We start from the raw sequence: 18,491 nt of genomic DNA on the forward strand, positions 1-18,491 counted from the left end.
CCCAGCGGCTAGTGGACTTCGCTCTTCTCCCTACTATAAGTCAACATCGGATCGCTCCGCTCTCCGTGTTTCCTTTATCTCAGTCGAAGCGCTCTAGTCCATACGCCGCTAAACGGGCGCTTCCGCTTTTCTTTTTTATACTACCCAACCTATTGAATTACAAACGGAAAAAAAAGTCTAGCAAAACTTTATGAAAACGTTTAAAAAGAGTCTATTTTTTCAATACTATTACTATCTATTTTTTTCAAAAGGGAAGAACGGGGGTGAACTTAGTGGAAATCATGACTGATCACGGGTTTCGGAAGACAGTTAAATATTTGCGGGCATTTATTATCATCAGTTTGATCGGCATGATCTGTATGCTCGTTCTTTTCCTTGGCATTCTTGCCTATGCAAAAATTTTAGGGGCGCCGCCGCTCGCAGTTCCGCAATCCACGCTTTTCTATGCCGATGATGGGACACTGATTGGTGAGAGTAACAGCGGTCAAAAACGCTACTGGGTCGGGCTCAAGGATATTTCACCAGATTTAGTTAATGCGACCGTCTCGATTGAGGACAAAAGTTTTTACAGTCATCATGGTTTTGACCTTAAACGAATTGCCGGTGCTGTCCTTGCTGATATTCAAGCCTTTGCCAAGGTGCAGGGTGCCAGCACAATCACCCAGCAATATGCGCGGAATCTGTTTCTTGAACACGATAAAACGTGGAACCGCAAGCTGCACGAAGCATTTTATACCATCCGCCTTGAAATGAATTACTCGAAAAACGACATTCTTGAAGGCTATTTAAATACGATCTATTATGGCAACGGTGCGTATGGTGTCGAAGCGGCGAGTCAATACTATTTTGGCAAAAAAGCGGCGGATTTAACCCTTGCTGAAGCAAGCATGCTGGCGGGAATTCCCAAGGGCCCCGGCCTCTACTCGCCGCTTGCCTCTATGGAAAACGCCAAACGGCGCCAGGCAATTATTTTAGCAACGATGGTGAAAAATGGCTACATCCAAACTGATACAGCAAAAACGGTGGCAGCAGAGAAGCTCACAATAACAGGCAGCCACACGGCACAAAGGGTTAAAGTGGCCCCTTATTTTCAGGATGCCGTCAAAAATGCCTTGAAAAACCAATTACATCTTGACGACCGCACGATTGCCCTTGGCGGCTTAAAGGTGTTTACCACCCTTGACCTGAACCAACAGGAAGCCGCGGAAAGGCAAGTCCAGCAATACGTTTCCAACTCGTCGGAAATTCAGGTCGGGTTAGTCGCGATGGATCCGAAAAATGGCTATCTAAAAGCGATGGTCGGGGGACGGGACTATGAAAAAAGTCCGTTTAACCGGGCTGTGCAAGCGATAAGACAGCCGGGCTCGACCATCAAGCCGCTGCTTTATTACGCGGCGCTTGAGCAGGGATTTACACCATCGTCGACAATGCGCAGCGAGTATACGACCTTTCATTTTGATGATGGCCAGGCCGACTATACACCGCATAACTTTAACAATAAATATGCGGACGGCGAAATAACAATGGCGCAGGCTCTCGCCGTCTCTGATAATATCTTTGCCGTCAAGACGCATTTATTTTTAGGAGAAGAGACGTTAATCGAAACAGCAAAGCGCTTTGGGCTGTCGACAAAAATGGCCCAGGTTCCGTCGCTGGCATTAGGAACCTCAGGCGTTCGCGTGATTGAAATGGCCAATGCTTACAGCCTGCTTGCCAACGGCGGGAAACGGGTTAATCCGACCTTGATTACTCGAGTCGAGGATTATAACGGCCATGTTATTTTTGAAAAAAAACAGGAGGCCAAAAAGGTTTTAGATCCAGCCAAGGCGTTTGTGCTGACGCAAATGCTGACAGGTATTTTCGATAAAAAGCTAAACGGTTATGCCAAGGTCACCGGCAGCACGATCATCAACGATCTAACTCGGCCCTATGCTGGTAAATCGGGATCAACGGAAACGGACAGCTGGATGATTGGCTATTCGCCGCAGCTCGTTACGGCTGTTTGGGCGGGCTATGATATCGGCAAACCGATTGAGCTGACAGCGGAAAAGACATACGCGAAAAACATCTGGGCGGGCTTTATGGAGGAGGCGTTAGAGGGCAAGCCCGTCAAGTCTTTTACGACGCCGAAAGAGGGGGTTATCGGCGTTTACGTTGACCCCGCGAACGGCAAGCTGGCAACAAAAGACTGCCCGGTCCGGCGCTTCACCTATTTTGTCGCCGGCACCGAACCAACGGAATATTGCACCGATCACCTAAAGAATGAGAATCCAGACGCGAAGAAAGAGAAGGTCAACAAAAAAGTACCATGGTATAAAAAAATTATGCCATGGAGTTAATATGCTAAAGAAAACTCGCCGATTGGCGAGCCGTTAGGCGAAGACAGAGGCGTAGTTGCACTTATGCCTGATAGGAAAGTTATACTTTCCTATCGGCTAAAATAGAAAAGCTCCAGAGAATTTCCCCGGAGCTTTTCTTGTCCTAGTTTTACGTGTGTTCACACATTGCTAATAATACTATCTATTTTTCAAAAAAACCATAAGTAATTATTCGCTTTCTTAAAAAGATTGGAAAATGCCCAGCGCAAGCAGCCTAGGACCTCGAGCTATTTTCCCTATTACTCTGCCAATAATCCTTTTTTCAGTTCATCATTAGAATTATTCCACAATACCTCATTATGCCCGCGGAGGAAATCGGCCAGCACTTGCTTCGACTTCACATCCATATCGTCGACAATAATATGGCGCTTTAACGACTTATCCATCCGGTTTACATGCTCCGGCAGCGATTTGTAACCGCGGCGGATTTCCCGGTCCACGGTCATGTAGCAGGCGGTCACACCGGCATAATACGGTCCTTCCGGTTTGCGGTCAATTGTCACCCACACAAGCCAATACGGTTTCCCGTTCGGCACTTCTTCTTTCGTTTTTAAAAACTTGATCCCTTTTTCGACGACACTGCGGGCGTGCATGGCGCCGACATCGATTTCGGCAGTGCCTTCGTCGACATCAATAATAACCGGCGAGACATTATCAAGACTTAATGCCCCCTTGCCATAGCCCTTATGCCCGTCTGTCGGGTCACTTTTGATAATATTAAAAGCTAGCTTCTTCTTATTTTCATCCATCGCTGGTGCAGGCCTCCTTTATAAAAATAATCCCTTGATGAAAGAACCAAGGACATTCCACACCCAGGGAACGATTAGTTGAAAGAGTGGCTGAATCGTAACCCGATTCAATGGTTCAATCAGGACTAGAATCAAGAAAATTAACATTCCATATTGTTCATATTGTGTCATTTTTGCCCTAAGATGATTAGGGGCCAGATCCTCGAGAATCCGGTACCCGTCAAGCGGCGGGAGTGGCAATAGGTTAAAAACGAATAAGACGATGTTGAGCTGGGTAAATATATCTAGAAAATGATAAAAATTGACCGATTGCAATATTCCAAATCGGCCAAACCCGAAGGCGATGAGAAAACCAATTGCCGCTAACACCAAATTGGCAAGCGGTCCTGCCACCGATACAAGAATGCTCGCAAGGCGCGGTCTCTTAAAAAAGAAACGATTGACCGGTACCGGGCGAGCCCAGCCAAAGCCAGCGATTAGTATTAAGATGGTTCCGAACGGGTCAAGATGTTTTATTGGATTCAACGTCAGCCGGCCTTGGTTTTTCGCTGTCATGTCGCCGAATTTATAGGCAACATAGGCATGGGCAAGTTCGTGAAACGTAAACGCAAAGATCAGCGTAATCGCTACGTAGGGAATCTCCTGCAGCGGATAGGCAAGAAATCGTTCCAATAGTGTTTCTCCTTCCTCATGAAAACGGCTTAGGGACCGCCACTAGTTTTCCTTTAGTATACATGAAACGGCTTCAAAAAAGAAAAGCAAATGCGCTGACCGTGATTGCACTTTTTCCTTGTTTGTGAAAAACTACTAATAGTGACTTTTTAAAGGAGGAAACACATCATGCCATATGTAACCGTAAAAATGATTGAAGGCCGTTCAGAGGAGCAAAAACGGGCGTTAGTTGAAAAGGTAACTGCCGCAGTCAGCGAAACCACAGGCGCTCCAACAGAAAACATCACCGTCTTCATCGAAGAAATGAGCAAAAACCACTACGCCGTCGGCGGCGTCCGCGCAAGCGACAAATAAAAAAAGCAGCAAGAGTGTCATTAAGGGTGTCAGGCACCATGTGAAAAATTCACATGGTGCCTGACACCCTTTTCCATTTACTCACAAAAATTTCATCTCATCTTTGGGTTGGTCCAGTTTCATTTGTTCGAGTTCGACTTTCATTTTTTCTGTTTCGATTAAGAAATTTTCATGCTTTAGTTTCTCAAGCTCCAGTTGATCTTTAATCATACCGGCTTTTAACATGGTTTGTTTCTGGAAATGGCCTGTTAAAATGGCGACAATCGGAATTCCAAAAGTCATCACAACCGCAATTACTCCAATAATCAAAGCACTCCGCCTCCCTCATTTACTCGATAGACAAATCATAGCAAATTTTCAAAAAAATGAATACAAAATTAACTGAAAATTCCGCATTAAAAAACCGCCCGAATTTCTAGCTCTCCAAGCGGTTTTGACAAAACTTATTGAATTTTCGTTTTCAACTTCTCAATATAACAGTAGGCCTCGTCAATTTCGGCCTCGGTGTAGCGCTGGCTGCTTTTTAAGGTAAACACCTTGTTGGCAACTTCCGCTTTTGAAAGATTATCAAAATATAATACCGTCGAAACCAGCTCAAGGAATCTAGCATTCTGCCCATTCATATCGGTCAGGCAATCCTGCAAAAACGGCATTTCCACCTCATTCAGGCTCAAAAACTCTTTTCCGGAATCCGTCAGCGTGTAGCGATATTGAAAATAGCCGCCTTTTTTCTCCTTCACTTCATCGAGAAAACCCATATTACACAGTTCCTCCACCCTAGTCGTCAACTCCTCTGAGTACGGACCGTAAAAGTGAAACTGAAACCGCTCCTGAAACGGAAAGGCAATCTTCTTCGCAATATATATCATCTTCTGCAGCTTTTTTCTGCCGGTAATTTCACCGGACACCATAATCGCCTGCATCAGCTTCGCATGATCATTTAACACGTTCGTCATCTCCTACTCCATCTATAACCAATTCTTATTCTATCTCTAAAAGTGCCCGTATTTGTTTTTTTACGTTCTTTTTAGTCGAGTCATCCCGAAGGAAATCGGCCGGGTAATAAAGCTTATGATCGGTTCTTCTTTTTCCAGAAATAGCATCCACTATCTCCGACTCCCGCGATAACTCTCGCAAATCACCATTTTTCATTAATAAATGAATCGGCAGCCGCTCTTCTTCCTCGCCAGGGCGGTAAAAGTCATACGGCAAATCCGAAGACGAATCGACAACCAAATAATATTCCGGGTCAATCCCTGCTTTTTTGAATAAGGAATTTAGTTCGGCGAGCTTCTTGTATTCTTTCGCAGGATCAAATTCGGCAAACTTGAACAGATTGCGATTAACAAAGCGCCGGCAAAGGTCGCGTAAAATCGCGTCTTCTTCCTCCTGCCAAATTTGAAAATAATATAAAATAACAGATTCATCTAATTTTAAATAGTCTTCTAATGTCACCTGGCCATGAAAGATCGATGTAAAGTGGAGCGGTTCATATTTAAACGCATAGTTCTCTTCAAACAATTGCTTGGCGCGGTGAAGGATTTTCGTCAAAATCACCTCAGCGCTTCTTGATACCGGGTGGAAGTATACCTGCCAGTACATCTGGTAGCGGCTCATGATATAATCCTCAACCGCATGCATCCCGCTCTTTTTGATCACAACTTGGTCTTCCCGCGGCCGCATCACCCTTAGGATTCTTTCCATATCAAAATGACCGTAGCTGACACCGGTGAAATACGCATCCCGCTGCAAATAATCCATCCGATCGGCATCAATCTGGCTTGAAATCAGGCTGATGACGAGCTTCTTTTCCGACGTTTTCGCAATCACTTCGGCTACTTTAGCAGGGAAATCAGGGCCGACCTTCAAGAGAATCTCATTTACCTCTGTTTCTCCTAAAATGATCTTCCTGGTAAAGTCCTCATGATCAAAATCAAACACCTTTTCAAAGGAATGAGAAAAGGGGCCGTGCCCGAGGTCGTGAAGCAGGGCGGCACATAGGGTCAGAAGCCGGTCATCGTCGTTCCATTCCGGCCTGCCTGCAAACACATCATCAATGATGCGGCGGACAATTTCATAAACCCCGAGCGAGTGGTTGAAGCGGCTGTGTTCCGCTCCGTGGAAGGTTAAGAAGGTCGTTCCAAGCTGTTTAATCCGGCGGAGGCGCTGAAATTCCTTCGTTCCAATTAAATCCCAAATCGCCCGGTCGCGCACATGGACATAGCGATGGACAGGGTCTTTAAATACCTTTTCTTCGATTAGTTTTTCCGCCGAATATGCCATTGGTTTCCCTCTTCCTCATATACTTGCTTGGCTAGCTCCAGCGCCTAGCCCCTCGAGGTCACAAGCCAATCCGGCCAAAAGGTTAAAAAGCAACCTTTCGTCCGGCTCGTCTTGCGCTGGTCGGGGCTGAGCAAGGCGCTTCCGCTTTTCTTGCTCCTATTATATCCTAAAATCCACCTATTTTTCAGCAAAATTCCGCAGGATTTTTCGACAACCTGCTTTCGGTGTCCCTTTTGATGTCAGGCACCGAATTCCAATAAAAGGGAAATGGTGTCAGGCACCAAATCCCATAAAATGAAAAATGGTGTCAGGCACCCAGTTCCATAAAAAGTAAAAATCACCTAAGCTCTGAGACTAAGGTGATTATTTTACCTTTTTGCTAACTTTCTCCATTAATTCCTCTTCTGTTAATGCGGCGACTGGGCGGTTATTAACGAAGGCAAAGGTTTTTTTCCGGCCGGGTCCGCAATAGGACTGGCAGCCAATCTTGATGTCGGCGTCCGGATCGATATCTTTCAAGCGAGGGATTAATGTCTTCAAATTCACGGCCTGGCAATCATCACAAACACGAAATTCATTCGACATTCGTTACAACCCTTTCTACGTTCAATCTATTTGCTTTTATATTTATTTTATCCTACGAGGATTTTATAAACTGGTTAACCACATTGGTATTTTACATTTTCTCATTTGCCAATGCAAGTTGCAATCTTTAGCAATCGCGCCTGGGGGATATTAAATCTTTCAGTTAAAAAATCTACTATCCTTTCATTCCTTTTGGTATAAAGCTTGAAAAACTTGTCCATGATAAGACTAGAACTTTTAAAAATCGTCAGGATCATGCCTGACACCGTTAATTGGAAATTTTATTAGGGAGTTGAAAAAAATATGAAAGTTCGTCAAGATGCATGGACAGATGAGAATGATCTGCTTTTGGCCGAAACTGTGCTCAGACATGTCAGAGAAGGCAGTACACAGCTGAATGCCTTTGAAGAGGTGGGGGATAAGCTGAATCGGACCTCCGCGGCCTGCGGCTTCAGATGGAACGCCGTCGTTCGTCACCGCTATGAAAAAGCATTACAGTTAGCCAAAAAGCAGCGGAAACAAAGACAAAGAGTTTTAGGCAAAGACCAGGGCGGCAAGAAAAAGCTGCTGTACAGTCCGCCGGTAACCGCTTCCGTATCAGAGGAACTGGAAACATTACCGCTGCCAGCCGAAATGCCGCTCGAAACTGCTGTTGAAGTGCCGGAAATGGCCGTCGAGTTTGCCGCTGAAACATTTGTAAAACCAGCCGTAACACAGACATACCGACAGCCGGCAACAACAGGACTCTCGCTCGATTCAGTCATTAGTTATTTGCAAAACTTTCATCATGCCAATCTGCAAAATGAAGCATTAAAAAGTGAGAATGAAAGATTGAAACGAGAAATGGCAGAGCTAAGAAAGCAAAATGAGGAAATGACGGCAAAGATTGCCGGCCTCGAGCAGAATTCCGAAACCATTCAGGAAGACTACGAGACACTTATGAAAATCATGAACCGGGCAAGAAAGCTTGTTTTATTTGAAGAAGAAGAAAGACCCGCGACCAAATTCAAAATGGACCGCAATGGGAACCTAGAGAAAGTCGCCGAATAAGAGAGAACATTGGTATTGGGAGAAGAGAATAAAGCGCAGCATCTCATGAAGAAAAGCCGTAATCCATCAGGGGTTACGGCTTTTTTAGCTTATCAGAATTTATATCCATAAATTCAACTACGCCTCTGTCTTCGTCCTATCGGACTCGCCAATCGACGAGTTTCCATTTATCTGTTCATTCCGCTCGACAATCCTTTGGTAATAACCGGGAAATAACGCCAGCTCGAACGGATTCAATTGCCCTGCATATAAAAAATCGCTATTTTCCTTTAACTGGTTTAATAGCCGCAGCATCACATCAGCAATCGTGAAATCTGTCTCAAGCAATTCCGAAAGCGACGCCATAACCTCAGGGACAATTTCCGGGTAGACGAATTTTGTTTGTTCGGCTTGTTTCGCCCGCTGATAAAATTGCTTCACAAGCTCGGCACGGTTTCTGCCGCTGCCATTGACACAGAGATAAATCTGGACCGCGACCCCTTTTTTGAGGCGGCGCTGGGAAATGCCGGCGAATTTTTTTCCATTGATACTAAGGTCATAGCTCCCCGGGCAGTAGGAGCCGACGATTTCCCGGGCCTCAATCTCGAATGGAAAATCAGCAAACATCTTTTGAATCAGCAGCCACATCGCGTCATAGCCGCGATTGATATCAATCCCTTTTTCAGCCTCCGGAAAAATTAACGAGATATTTAGGACGCCTTCGTCCAGAACGACCGCTAGGCCGCCGGAATTCCGGACAATCACGTCGTACCCCTGCTGCTGTAAAAATTCAATCCCTGCCTGCAAAAACGGCAATTTTGTATCCTGAATGCCGAGGACAATCGTATTGTGATGGACCCATGTCCTTGCCGTCGCCGGTGCTTCGCCCGCCCCAACCGAGGCACAGATGGTATCATCGGTTCCGAACGATTGAATGGCTTGAAAGTGCATCCCGACCGCGGACTGGTCGATGATCCTCCACTCGGGCTGATGCAGTAAGTCTTCCATGTTGTGTCTCCTCTTTATTAAAAAAATCCTCTTATTATTATATCAAAATGAGTATGAGTAGTGGAAATAATGAAATCTTTGTATGATTTTGGACTTCTTACTCATTTTTTTCGATTGAGAGTAGGAGGTATTGGACTTTCTACCTCACTTTTTTGCTTAAAAGAAGGAGGTTTTTTGGTTTTGGCTATTTTTCAAGAGGTTTTGGCTATTTTTTCACCTGTTTTGGCTATTTTTCGAGGAGTATTGGCTATTTTTTTACCTGTTTTGGCTATTTTTCAACCTCTTTTGGCTAATTAGAAATTTTCTGTAAAAAAATCACCTTTTAATTATGTAAAAAGGAGCCAGTCCACATCCGGACCAGCTCCAAACTCCTTACAAACCCTGCGCCGCCGTAATTAACGCCAGTTTGTACACATCTTCTTCGTTACAACCACGTGATAAATCATTTACTGGCGCATTTAAGCCCTGCAAAATCGGGCCAACCGCTTCAAATCCACCCAAACGCTGGGCAATTTTATAACCAATGTTTCCTGCTTCAAGGCTAGGGAAGATAAACACGTTCGCATCCCCTTGCAGGACGGAACCTGGCGCCTTACTTTTTGCCACAGATGGAACAAATGCTGCATCGAACTGAAACTCTCCGTCGACCACAAGCGTTGCATCGCGTCGCTTCGCCTCTTCAACTGCTGCAACCACTCGTTCCGTTTCCTCCGATTTGGCTGAACCCTTCGTTGAAAAGCTCAACATCGCAATTCGTGGTTCGATATCAAACATCTCCGCCGTTTTTGCGCTTTCCACAGCGATTTCCGCTAAATCATTGCTGTCCGGGGCAATATTGATGGCGCAATCGGCAAACACATATTTTTCATCGTTGCGTACCATGATGAACACACCGGAAGTTTTCTTAACGCCGGCCTTTGTTTTAATAATTTGCAGTGCCGGGCGCACCGTGTCCGCAGTTGAATGAGCCGCGCCGCTCACTAAACCATGCGCTTTATTTAAGTACACAAGCATCGTGCCGAAGTAGTTTTCATCGAGCAAGATCTTGCGCGCATCTTCCTCCGTTGCCTTCCCTTTGCGGCGCTCCACAAATGCTGCGACAAGCTCGTCCATGCCCGCATAGCTTGTCGGATCATAGATTTCCACCGAATCCAGTGTAACGCCAACCTCAGCAGCTTTTGCCTGTACCTGTTCAATGTTGCCAATCAAAATCGGCGTGATTAATTTTTCAGCAGCCAACCGCCCTGCTGCACGGACAACCCGCTCATCCAATCCTTCTGGAAAGACAATCTTCAACTCGCGTCCGGAAATTTTACCCTTTAAACCTTCAAATAAATCACTCACAATAAACCCTCCTTAAACAAACTCCATTATTAGCATACTTTACCGTGGTAAAATTTCAAGCATAGTAGTCACAGACAGCGTTTTCATTCAAAAATTTATTTTATAAAAAAATGGCAACTCCGTTTTACTATTACCCTTTTTTGATAAAAATAACCACTTACGGTGACCTAGAGGTTTATTCATTCGCCCTTTGGTCAAACTATGATATAGTTATAGGCAGAATTATTATTTAGGAGTGATTATAATGAGTGAAGCAGCACAAACGCTTGATGGCTGGTATTGCCTTCATGATTTCCGTACTGTTGATTGGACAACTTGGAAAATGCTTTCAAGTGATGAGCGCCAGGCAGCCATTCACGAGTTTTTAAGTCTCGTTGAAAAATGGAACACAACACAGGAACGCAAAGAAGGCAGCCATGCTTTATATACAATTGTTGGCCAAAAGGCTGATTTTATGATGATGATCCTTCGTCCAACGATGGAAGAGTTGAATGAAATTGAAACCGAATTCAACAAAACAAAATTAGCGGAATTCACGATTCCGGCACATTCCTATGTTTCAGTCGTTGAGCTAAGCAACTACCTGCCTGCAGGTGAGGATCCATACCAAAATCCGCAAATCTTAGCTCGCCTGTATCCAACGTTGCCAAAAACAAAGCATGTTTGTTTCTATCCAATGGACAAACGCCGCCAAGGCGATGACAACTGGTACATGCTGCCAATGGAAGATCGCCGCAGCATGATGCGCAGCCACGGGATGATTGGCCGTACATATGCTGGAAAAGTAAAGCAAATCATCACCGGCTCCGTCGGTTTTGACGATTACGAATGGGGCGTGACCTTGTTTGCCGAGGATGTCCTCCAATTTAAAAAGCTTGTCTATGAAATGCGTTTTGATGAAGTAAGTGCCCGTTTCGGTGAATTTGGTGCATTCTTTGTCGGCAATATTTTAGAGGAAGAACGTGTGGCAACATTCCTTCACGTGTAAGAAGCGTCACATATAAAAAGTTCTCAGCAGATGCTGGGAGCTTTTTTTTCATCTCGCCGTTTATCCTCGGAGTCATATATTCGGACTTTCCTTCATACAAATAAAACAGCGAGTCTTAATGATTGCCCCCCAACTAAAGAGAAGGGATTTTTATTCTTTCCTGCAGTCACATTTTGGAGTAAGGGGAGTATCAATAGAATGTTGGGCCATTCGTTTATGTTTATTCATATTAGGAGGGAAAAAAGATGAGCCAATATTACAATCAACAAGGTTTTCAGCCCTATACCGGCGCTGCCGGACAGCAGGGCGCACAGCCGATTGCAGGCGGGGGGCAGGGGTTTATGCCCACACAACAGCAGGGATTTCAGCAATTTCCACCAGCGGCATCTGGGGGGTTCCCGCCACCAGCTGCAGGTGCCGGGGCGTTCCCGTCTCCACCAGCTGGAGGGGCCCAAGTGCCAGGGATGCTACCAATTGAGCAGTCATACATCGAAAACATTTTACGTTTAAACAAAGGAAAACTCGTCCACGTCTTTGCAACTTTTGAAGGGAACACCCAATGGAATGCGAAGGAATTTACCGGGATTATTGAAGCGGCAGGAAGGGATCATGTCATCTTAAGTGATCCACAGAAAGGAACACGTTACCTCATCCCAATGGTCGCCGTGGACTACATTACATTTGCGGAAGAAATCGAGTATGAATATCCATTCGGTGCCGGCCCGACCTTAAGCACGTTCCCGCCAAGGTAAGTGAAACTGCAAAAACACCAATTGTCCGCCAATTGGTGTTTCTTTTTGAAAAAGTTTAAAAATTCTTCACTGCGCCAACAATCATCAGAATCCATGCAGCTAAGAAACAAACGCCGCCAATCGGCGTGATTGCACCCAAAACGCCTACCTTTGTCAAGCTCAATAGGTACAAGCTGCCGCTGAACAAAATAATCCCTGCAAGCATCAACCAGCCGGACCAGCTGAATAACGAACTAGCCCCCGCCTTCCCAAGGAGAATCCCAATGATTAAAATCCCTGTCGCATGGAACATTTGATAGGTAACACCGGTTTTCCAAATCTCTAAATAGTGGGCATCAAGCCGATCCTTTAGGCCATGCGCCCCGAAGGCCCCGAGTGCCACTGCTAAAAAGGCATTGATCGCACCCACAATAATAAACACTTTCATTTAATTTTCCTCCATTTTAAAAGTCAAACAATGAATCGCCGTTTGCTTCGTCATCCATTTCTAATTTTTTCGCCTGCGGCATTGCTGCCGGCTGTTGGAAAACTTGTTGATTCAGGATAGGCTGTTGGAATATTTGTTGATTCATCGCAGGCTGCCCAATAACCGGAGCCGGTTGAATCACTGGCACTTCCATTTTCGCTGCCGCTTTTTCGTCTAAAATCAATTCGCATAATATTTTAATAGAGTACACTTTTTCCCGCAAGCTTTCTTGCTTAGCGCTGCTTTTCGCCAGCTTCAATTCCTCTTCTATTTTTGCTAATAATGTTTGGACAGGTATATTCACTTTGAACATTTCCCTTCTGTTTCACTTCTTTCGACAAATTCTCTCTGTTTCACGTGAAACAAGTCATAATTTGTCAGAATTAATAAGTCTCATAAATAACTGAACCTGTTTGCGATTGATCATAATCACCCAGAGAACTGATTTCTGTTTGAAACAATGAAGAAGATAAAATTTCCTTTACAATCCGGATGAGCGCTTCATTTTCTGGTGTTTTCAACATAACGAGGTCGTACCGTTCTTTAATTAACGGGACAAAGTCAACTCCCACCATTTTCGCTGCTTTTTCAATTCCTACGCCGACATCGGCCTTTCCGGTCGCAACAGCCGAAGCGACGCTTATATGATTCGTCTCCTCGTGTTCATAACCAGTAATCGCCTTCGAAGATATTTGATGAATTCTGAGCTGTTCATCAAGCAGAATTCTTGCTCCCGACCCTTTTTCACGATTAATCATCGTGATCTGTGGTTGATTTAAATCCGACCACGAAGTGAGATTGAGCGGGTTTCCTTTTTTAACATACAACCCTGCTTTTCTGGAAACGAGATTGATTAGGATGTACGGATATCCTGTTAAAATTCTTTTTACATATGGAAGATTATATTCCCCAGTATCACCATCAAACATATGTAAACTCACGATATCACAGTCACCATTGTATAAAGAGATGAGACTGTTTAAGCTGCCGGCGTAAGACCTGAGTGACTTATATGGAGAAGATTTCTCGATCTGTTTTCCGAGGATATCAAGGACGATATCCTGTCCGCTAATAACGACGTTGTGGGATTCCCTTATTTCTCTCCTCTGTGGTTCAGCAGCCGGAACGGCAGATGCGGGCATTTGGGCAGACTTCTGATTTTTAATATACTGGTCTAAATCGGCTGCATCCATCCGCATTTGTCTTCCGACACGGAATACGGGCAGCTCCCCTTTTTTTATTAAATCATATATGGTAAGCTTCGAAACTTTTAACAGCTGCGAAACCTCTTCAATCGTATAGGAAATCTCCTTTGACATGTTCATTCCCTCCTCATTCTATTGTATCTCATTACTTTTTAAAAAGCATTTTGCAAAAAATTTGTGATTTTTTTCATAGTATTACTAATATAACTAGTTATAATTAGTTATATCTAAATATAAGGAGAGAGATAAATTTGAAAAAAAGTTATCTATTATTTTTATCGGTAATGATGTTTATACTTGTCATTACTGGCTGCTCCACTAATGATCAAAGCAAACAGCCGGCTGAGAAAAATCAAACAGCACCAGATAAGAAAGTCGAATTAACCATTTCAGCAGCCGCAAGTTTACAAGATGCCTTAACCGAAATTACCGCAAATTTTAATAAAGAGCATGGTAATGTGAAAATCAACTACAATTATGGCGCTTCCGGAGCGTTGCAACAGCAAATTTCACAAGGAGCACCGGTTGACCTGTTCTTCTCGGCAGCGGAAGATAAATTCCAGCAATTAGTGTCAGAGGATCTAATTGAGAAGAAAAATGGCATTGATCTTGTCGGAAATGAATTGGTGCTAGTTGTTCCCAAAGACTCCGCAAAAGGAATTAAAACGTTTGGAGACCTGCCAAAAGCAGATAAGATTTCAATCGGTACTCCTGAATCGGTACCAGCCGGTAAATATGGGAAAGAGGTATTAGGAAACTTAAATGTCTGGAGCACTGTTGAAGGAAAAGTCGTCTATGCCAAGGATGTACGCCAAGTGCTTACATATGTGGAAACAGGGAATGTCGATGCTGGAATGGTGTATAAAACAGATGCGTTGACATCAGATAAAGTAGAAATTGCCGCAACGGCTGATGAAAAGACCCATACGCCTATCATCTATCCTGTAGGAGTCATCAAGGCAAGTAGCCATCAAAAAGAAGCTATGCTATTCTATGATTATCTACAAACGAAAGCAGCAATGGACGTTTTTGAAAAATACGGATTTAAAGGACTGTAAAAATCTAACATGATAGACCACTTTTGGGATCCTGTAAAACTCTCGCTAGAGATCGCAGTTGTTTCAGGATGTATCGTTTTGGTTATGGGGTTATTGTTAGGAAAATGGATGGCGAAGGCAAGGTTCAAAGGGAAAGCCGTTATCGAAACAGTTTTCCTGTTACCATTAGTGTTACCGCCAACCGTTGTCGGTTTCCTGTTACTTGTGATTTTTGGAAAAAAGAGTCCCATTGGCCAATTCATCGAATCGATCTTTCAGCAGCCGATTATTTTTACTTGGTGGGCAGCCGTTCTTGCGGCTGTAGTTGTCGCTTTTCCACTCATGTATCAATCAGCTAAGACCGGATTTGAAGAGGTCGATGGTGACGTTGAGGATGCAGCGCGGGTAGATGGGGCGAATAAATTCCAGCTCTTCCTCTTTGTTTCCGTCCCGCTCGCCTTGAAATCGATTATCTCAGGGGGAATCTTAAGTTTTGCCCGCGCGTTAGGTGAATTTGGCGCGACGCTCATGTTCGCCGGAAATATCCCCGGGAAAACGCAAACCACCCCTACCGCTATCTATGTCGCCATTGACTCGGGCAACATGCAGATGGCTTGGCTTTGGGTTTTGTGCATGGTTGGCATCTCCTTTCTGATGCTCGTCTGCGTTCAACTTTCGAGGGGAAAAAGTTAAATGGCATAGGAAAACCCGTACCAATGTTGGTACGGGCTTTTCATTTTTCATCCCAAAATCCGTTGATAAAGCGACTTGGCGTGTGTTAAATCCTTTGTTCCATGGATGAGGGCACGGCCATCTTGAAAAATTACGATCCGCTCGGTGCCGATTTCAACAGACAATAGGTACGGATTTCCCTTCACAGTGTATCCAAGCCCGCTCAGCTGACCGGAAAGCTGCTCGAGTGAAATCTCCCCGGCAGCGGACGGGCGAATTTGCACGGTATCGCGGCCGCATAAGACGGTTGTTTTGGTCATATTCTCATGGTCTAAATAAGGATATGTCCGCTCCTCACCACATGACAAACAGCCGGCAAACTTCGCCTTCGACATTTTCATACTTGTGTATTGATTCCGCCATAAATCAAAGCTGACAAACGAAGTCCGGACCGCATCCCAGTCCTCGACTAACATTTTCATTGCCTCCGCTGTTTGATGGGCAATGACCATTTGCACCGCCGGAGAAATAATTCCACCCGTATCACAGGTCATCCCCTGCAGTGGAATCGTCCGCAGCAAGCAATTTAAGCAAGGCGTTTTCCCGGGTATGATCGAAAAACTCATTCCGAAGCTGCCGACACAAGCCCCGTAAATCCATGGAATATTGTATTTTTGCGAAATATCGTTCATCATCATCCGCGTTTCAAAGTTATCGGTGGCATCAAGCATCAAGTCAACATCACCGACAAGTTCTTCCAGCAATTCGGGTATAGCATCACCGATAATCGCCTGGATTTCGACATCGCCGTTAATCGCTCGCAAGCGTTTTTCCGCTGCCGCTGCTTTTGGCAGCTTTTCAGCGACATCCTCTTCGGTATAAAGCTGCTGGCGCTGGAGATTGCTCGCTTCAACATAATCGCGGTCAATAATGGTAAGTTTGCCAACTCCGGCGCGGGCGAGGATTTCGGAGCTCCCTGAGCCCAAGGCACCAGCGCCAATAATGAGAACATGTTTCTTGCTTATTTTTGCTTGTCCCTCTTTCCCAATCCCCGGGAAAAGGACTTGCCGTGAATATCGGTCGTTCATACTTTTTCCCCTTTTCTAACAGAAAACCCGCCAATTGGCGAGCTTTCAGGGTATGAATTTATCGTTATTAGTTGGATTCCAATGGTCGAGATGCGTGTTGATTAATTTGAATCGTTATTAGAGTGCCCTAGTGCCTCGGCTTTTCGCACGTTCGGGCACTATGAGTCTCTCAGAGTGCCCATGTTACACCGTTTTTCGTGTGCTCGGGCACTGTAAACCGCTCAGAGTGCCCATGTTACACCGTTTTTCGTGTGCTCGGGCACTGTAAACCGCTCAGAGTGCCCATGTTACACCGTTTTTCGTGTGCTCGGGCACTGTGAACCGCTCAGAGTGCCCATGTTACACCGTTTTTCGTGTGCTCGGGCACTGTAAACCGCTCAGAGTGCCCATGTTACACCGTTTTTCGTGTGCTCGGGCACTGTGAACCGCTCAGAGTGCCCATGTTACACCGTTTTTCGTGTGCTCGGGCACTGTAAACCGCTCAGAGTGCCCATGTTACACCGTTTTTCGTGTGCTCGGGCACTGTGAACCGCTCAGAGTGCCCATGTTACACCGTTTTTCGTGTGCTCGGGCACTGTAAACCGCTCAGAGTGCCCATGTTACACCGTTTTTCGTGTGCTCGGGCACTGTGAACCGCTCAGAGTGCCCATGTTACACCGTTTTTCGTGTGCTCGGGCACTGTAAACCGCTCAGAGTGCCCATGTTACACCGTTTTTCGTGTGCTCGGGCACTGTGAACCGCTCAGAGTGCCCATGTTACCCTGCTTTTCGTGTGTGCGGGCACTGTAAACCGCTCAGAGTGCCCATGTTACACCGTTTTTCGTGTGCTCGGGCACTGTGAACCTCTTAGAGTGCCCATGTTACACCGTTTTTCGTGTGCTCGGGCACTGTAAACCGCTCAGAGTGCCCATGTTACACCGTTTTTCGTGTGCTCGGGCATTGCCAACCTCTTATTGTGACCGGCCATCCATTTTTTTCGCTCGTTCGGGCACAATCAACCTCTTATTGTGACCGGCCACACGATTTTTACACTCGTTCGGGCAAAATCAGCCGCCGCTCACAGGCGGGATAAACGCAATTTCGTCGCCTTCGCCAATGATTTCATCGTTCCCAGCAAACTCTTCATTGATTGCTGTCATCACGGTTTCCATGCGCGGTAAATCATACTTTGCCACAAGCTCATCCTTAAACTCAGCAACTGTTTTTCCACCGGCATCCAACGTTAAAAACTCCACACCGACCGCATCGCGCAAATGAGCAAAAAACAATATCTTATTCATTCAGATCACCCTCCTCTGGCTTACCGCTCGGGTAGGCAACGGTCTCTAATTGGTTGCCCATCCATGATTCGCCGTCTTCCCAATGCTCTTTCTTCCAGATTGGAACGATTTCCTTAATCCGCTCAATTGCATAGCGGTTCGCTTCATAGGCATCGGCACGGTGCGGTGTCGACACAGCAATCACAACCGCGATATCGGTAATATCTAAGCGCCCGACCCGGTGGGTAATCGCAACCTGAGAACCGGCCCAGCGCTCCTCAATCTCCGCGCCGATCTGCTCGAGCTTCTTCACCGCCATTGCTTCATACGCCTCATAGATTAAAAATAACGTCTTTTTGCCGTGCGTTAATTCGCGGACCGTCCCAATGAAGGTAGTAATCGCACCGGCTTCACGCTGGACTACCTTATCAATCACAGCCTGAATCTCAATCGGTTCCTTAGAAATTTCGTACATCTTCATGATTTCACCTCTTCGGCCCTCGCATTACGCGTGGGGTAGTTGACCAAAACTAGCCAATTCTATTGCATCCATTTACCTCTTCGTTCCTCGCATTACGTCCAGGGTAGTTGACCAAAATTGCCAAATCCATCGCATCCATTTA

At 45.3% G+C, this 18,491-nt stretch carries 22 protein-coding genes; 8 read left to right on the forward strand and 14 right to left on the reverse strand.

Annotated features, from left to right (window positions below):
• The first annotated feature begins 272 nt into the window (after positions 1–272).
• Positions 273–2,339: a transglycosylase domain-containing protein gene (locus AA980_RS16675; RefSeq protein WP_024027285.1), complete on the forward strand. Its 2,067-nt coding sequence runs from the start codon at positions 273–275 to the stop codon at positions 2,337–2,339.
• A gap of 278 nt (positions 2,340–2,617) precedes the next feature.
• On the opposite strand, the gene AA980_RS16680 is transcribed toward AA980_RS16675, so the two are convergent.
• Positions 2,618–3,127 (reverse strand): YwhD family protein, encoded by a 510-nt coding sequence (locus AA980_RS16680; RefSeq protein ID WP_024031156.1) that lies wholly within the window; start codon positions 3,125–3,127, stop codon positions 2,618–2,620.
• 18 nt (positions 3,128–3,145) lie between these two features.
• Entirely contained in the window at positions 3,146–3,799 is a 654-nt protein-coding gene (locus tag AA980_RS16685) for a site-2 protease family protein (RefSeq protein ID WP_024031155.1), read from the reverse strand.
• A 168-nt stretch (positions 3,800–3,967) separates the two neighbouring features.
• On the opposite strand from AA980_RS16685, the gene AA980_RS16690 reads away from it, so the two are divergent.
• Positions 3,968–4,153 carry a 2-hydroxymuconate tautomerase gene (locus AA980_RS16690; protein WP_024031154.1) on the forward strand — a complete coding sequence of 62 codons (186 nt, stop codon included), beginning with the start codon at positions 3,968–3,970 and terminating at the stop codon, positions 4,151–4,153.
• Between the two features lie 81 nt (positions 4,154–4,234).
• Here the strand turns inward: AA980_RS16690 and AA980_RS16695 are convergent, their stop codons facing one another.
• The 4 genes from AA980_RS16695 to AA980_RS16710 all read right to left on the reverse strand — a co-directional run bounded on the left by AA980_RS16695 (position 4,235) and on the right by AA980_RS16710 (position 7,021).
• Positions 4,235–4,462: a hypothetical protein gene (locus AA980_RS16695; RefSeq protein WP_024027435.1), complete on the reverse strand. Its 228-nt coding sequence runs from the start codon at positions 4,460–4,462 to the stop codon at positions 4,235–4,237.
• Positions 4,463–4,596: 134 nt separating this feature from the next.
• Positions 4,597–5,100 carry a YwgA family protein gene (locus AA980_RS16700; RefSeq protein WP_024027436.1) on the reverse strand — a complete coding sequence of 168 codons (504 nt, stop codon included), beginning with the start codon at positions 5,098–5,100 and terminating at the stop codon, positions 4,597–4,599.
• A gap of 34 nt (positions 5,101–5,134) precedes the next feature.
• On the reverse strand, positions 5,135–6,436 hold the full coding sequence (locus tag AA980_RS16705) for an HD domain-containing protein (protein ID WP_024027437.1): 1,302 nt from the start codon (positions 6,434–6,436) through the stop codon (positions 5,135–5,137).
• A gap of 363 nt (positions 6,437–6,799) precedes the next feature.
• The gene (locus tag AA980_RS16710) at positions 6,800–7,021 is read right to left on the reverse strand and encodes a DUF1450 domain-containing protein (RefSeq protein WP_024027438.1); all 222 of its coding nucleotides are present in this window, start codon (positions 7,019–7,021) and stop codon (positions 6,800–6,802) included.
• A 303-nt stretch (positions 7,022–7,324) separates the two neighbouring features.
• Between AA980_RS16710 and AA980_RS16715 the strand changes: the two genes are divergently transcribed.
• Positions 7,325–8,071 carry an RsfA family transcriptional regulator gene (locus AA980_RS16715; protein WP_047771765.1) on the forward strand — a complete coding sequence of 249 codons (747 nt, stop codon included), beginning with the start codon at positions 7,325–7,327 and terminating at the stop codon, positions 8,069–8,071.
• A 117-nt stretch (positions 8,072–8,188) separates the two neighbouring features.
• On the opposite strand, the gene AA980_RS16720 is transcribed toward AA980_RS16715, so the two are convergent.
• Positions 8,189–9,058: a lipoate--protein ligase family protein gene (locus tag AA980_RS16720; RefSeq protein WP_024027440.1), complete on the reverse strand. Its 870-nt coding sequence runs from the start codon at positions 9,056–9,058 to the stop codon at positions 8,189–8,191.
• Positions 9,059–9,118: 60 nt separating this feature from the next.
• On the opposite strand from AA980_RS16720, the gene AA980_RS27005 reads away from it, so the two are divergent.
• Positions 9,119–9,355 (forward strand): hypothetical protein, encoded by a 237-nt coding sequence (locus tag AA980_RS27005; protein WP_152681172.1) that lies wholly within the window; start codon positions 9,119–9,121, stop codon positions 9,353–9,355.
• A 75-nt stretch (positions 9,356–9,430) separates the two neighbouring features.
• Here the strand turns inward: AA980_RS27005 and pta are convergent, their stop codons facing one another.
• The gene (pta, locus tag AA980_RS16725) at positions 9,431–10,402 is read right to left on the reverse strand and encodes a phosphate acetyltransferase (RefSeq protein ID WP_024027441.1); all 972 of its coding nucleotides are present in this window, start codon (positions 10,400–10,402) and stop codon (positions 9,431–9,433) included.
• A gap of 244 nt (positions 10,403–10,646) precedes the next feature.
• Between pta and hemQ the strand changes: the two genes are divergently transcribed.
• Both hemQ and gerQ read left to right on the forward strand, forming a co-directional pair.
• Positions 10,647–11,390, forward strand: coding sequence for a hydrogen peroxide-dependent heme synthase (hemQ, locus tag AA980_RS16730; RefSeq protein ID WP_024027442.1), 744 nt, complete (start codon positions 10,647–10,649; stop codon positions 11,388–11,390).
• Positions 11,391–11,635: 245 nt separating this feature from the next.
• Positions 11,636–12,142: a spore coat protein GerQ gene (gene gerQ / locus AA980_RS16735; RefSeq protein ID WP_024027443.1), complete on the forward strand. Its 507-nt coding sequence runs from the start codon at positions 11,636–11,638 to the stop codon at positions 12,140–12,142.
• Between the two features lie 55 nt (positions 12,143–12,197).
• Here gerQ and AA980_RS16740 read toward each other — a convergent pair whose 3' ends face one another.
• From AA980_RS16740 to AA980_RS16750, 3 genes are all read right to left on the reverse strand, one after another.
• A complete protein-coding gene (locus AA980_RS16740; protein WP_024027444.1) occupies positions 12,198–12,569 on the reverse strand; it encodes a DUF423 domain-containing protein in 372 nt (123 codons plus the stop codon).
• A 16-nt stretch (positions 12,570–12,585) separates the two neighbouring features.
• The gene (locus tag AA980_RS16745) at positions 12,586–12,912 is read right to left on the reverse strand and encodes a YwdI family protein (RefSeq protein WP_024027445.1); all 327 of its coding nucleotides are present in this window, start codon (positions 12,910–12,912) and stop codon (positions 12,586–12,588) included.
• Between the two features lie 79 nt (positions 12,913–12,991).
• On the reverse strand, positions 12,992–13,927 hold the full coding sequence (locus tag AA980_RS16750) for a helix-turn-helix transcriptional regulator (RefSeq protein WP_024027446.1): 936 nt from the start codon (positions 13,925–13,927) through the stop codon (positions 12,992–12,994).
• 137 nt (positions 13,928–14,064) lie between these two features.
• Between AA980_RS16750 and modA the strand changes: the two genes are divergently transcribed.
• Both modA and modB read left to right on the forward strand, forming a co-directional pair.
• Positions 14,065–14,871 (forward strand): molybdate ABC transporter substrate-binding protein, encoded by an 807-nt coding sequence (gene modA, locus AA980_RS16755; RefSeq protein WP_024027447.1) that lies wholly within the window; start codon positions 14,065–14,067, stop codon positions 14,869–14,871.
• Positions 14,872–14,880: 9 nt separating this feature from the next.
• Positions 14,881–15,543, forward strand: a complete 663-nt coding sequence (gene modB / locus AA980_RS16760; RefSeq protein ID WP_034723534.1) for a molybdate ABC transporter permease subunit — start codon at positions 14,881–14,883, stop codon at positions 15,541–15,543.
• Positions 15,544–15,590: 47 nt separating this feature from the next.
• Here the strand turns inward: modB and AA980_RS16765 are convergent, their stop codons facing one another.
• The 3 genes from AA980_RS16765 to AA980_RS16775 form a co-directional block, all read right to left on the reverse strand.
• Positions 15,591–16,610, reverse strand: a complete 1,020-nt coding sequence (locus AA980_RS16765; protein ID WP_024027449.1) for a thiazole biosynthesis adenylyltransferase ThiF — start codon at positions 16,608–16,610, stop codon at positions 15,591–15,593.
• Between the two features lie 1,045 nt (positions 16,611–17,655).
• Positions 17,656–17,889: a molybdopterin converting factor subunit 1 gene (gene moaD, locus AA980_RS16770; protein ID WP_024029489.1), complete on the reverse strand. Its 234-nt coding sequence runs from the start codon at positions 17,887–17,889 to the stop codon at positions 17,656–17,658.
• Positions 17,882–18,349, reverse strand: a complete 468-nt coding sequence (locus AA980_RS16775) for a molybdenum cofactor biosynthesis protein MoaE (protein ID WP_193392257.1) — start codon at positions 18,347–18,349, stop codon at positions 17,882–17,884. The genes moaD and AA980_RS16775 overlap by 8 nt, the downstream gene beginning before the upstream one ends.
• Between the last annotated feature and the right edge of the window lie 142 nt (positions 18,350–18,491).

The organism is Neobacillus vireti (genome assembly GCF_001026695.1).
GTDB classification, from domain to species: domain Bacteria; phylum Bacillota; class Bacilli; order Bacillales; family Cytobacillaceae; genus Neobacillus; species Neobacillus vireti.

Coding starts and splice junctions, on each gene's coding strand:
- AA980_RS16680 (WP_024031156.1), bottom strand. CDS start 3,127: ATGGATGAAAATAAGAAGAAGCTAGCTTTTAATATTATCAAAAGTGAC.
- AA980_RS16690 (WP_024031154.1), top strand. CDS start 3,968: ATGCCATATGTAACCGTAAAAATGATTGAAGGCCGTTCAGAGGAGCAA.
- AA980_RS16705 (WP_024027437.1), bottom strand. CDS start 6,436: ATGGCATATTCGGCGGAAAAACTAATCGAAGAAAAGGTATTTAAAGAC.
- AA980_RS16710 (WP_024027438.1), bottom strand. CDS start 7,021: ATGTCGAATGAATTTCGTGTTTGTGATGATTGCCAGGCCGTGAATTTG.
- AA980_RS16715 (WP_047771765.1), top strand. CDS start 7,325: ATGAAAGTTCGTCAAGATGCATGGACAGATGAGAATGATCTGCTTTTG.
- AA980_RS16720 (WP_024027440.1), bottom strand. CDS start 9,058: ATGGAAGACTTACTGCATCAGCCCGAGTGGAGGATCATCGACCAGTCC.
- hemQ (WP_024027442.1), top strand. CDS start 10,647: ATGAGTGAAGCAGCACAAACGCTTGATGGCTGGTATTGCCTTCATGAT.
- gerQ (WP_024027443.1), top strand. CDS start 11,636: ATGAGCCAATATTACAATCAACAAGGTTTTCAGCCCTATACCGGCGCT.
- AA980_RS16740 (WP_024027444.1), bottom strand. CDS start 12,569: ATGAAAGTGTTTATTATTGTGGGTGCGATCAATGCCTTTTTAGCAGTG.
- AA980_RS16750 (WP_024027446.1), bottom strand. CDS start 13,927: ATGTCAAAGGAGATTTCCTATACGATTGAAGAGGTTTCGCAGCTGTTA.
- modB (WP_034723534.1), top strand. CDS start 14,881: ATGATAGACCACTTTTGGGATCCTGTAAAACTCTCGCTAGAGATCGCA.
- AA980_RS16765 (WP_024027449.1), bottom strand. CDS start 16,610: ATGAACGACCGATATTCACGGCAAGTCCTTTTCCCGGGGATTGGGAAA.
- moaD (WP_024029489.1), bottom strand. CDS start 17,889: ATGAATAAGATATTGTTTTTTGCTCATTTGCGCGATGCGGTCGGTGTG.
- AA980_RS16775 (WP_193392257.1), bottom strand. CDS start 18,349: ATGAAGATGTACGAAATTTCTAAGGAACCGATTGAGATTCAGGCTGTG.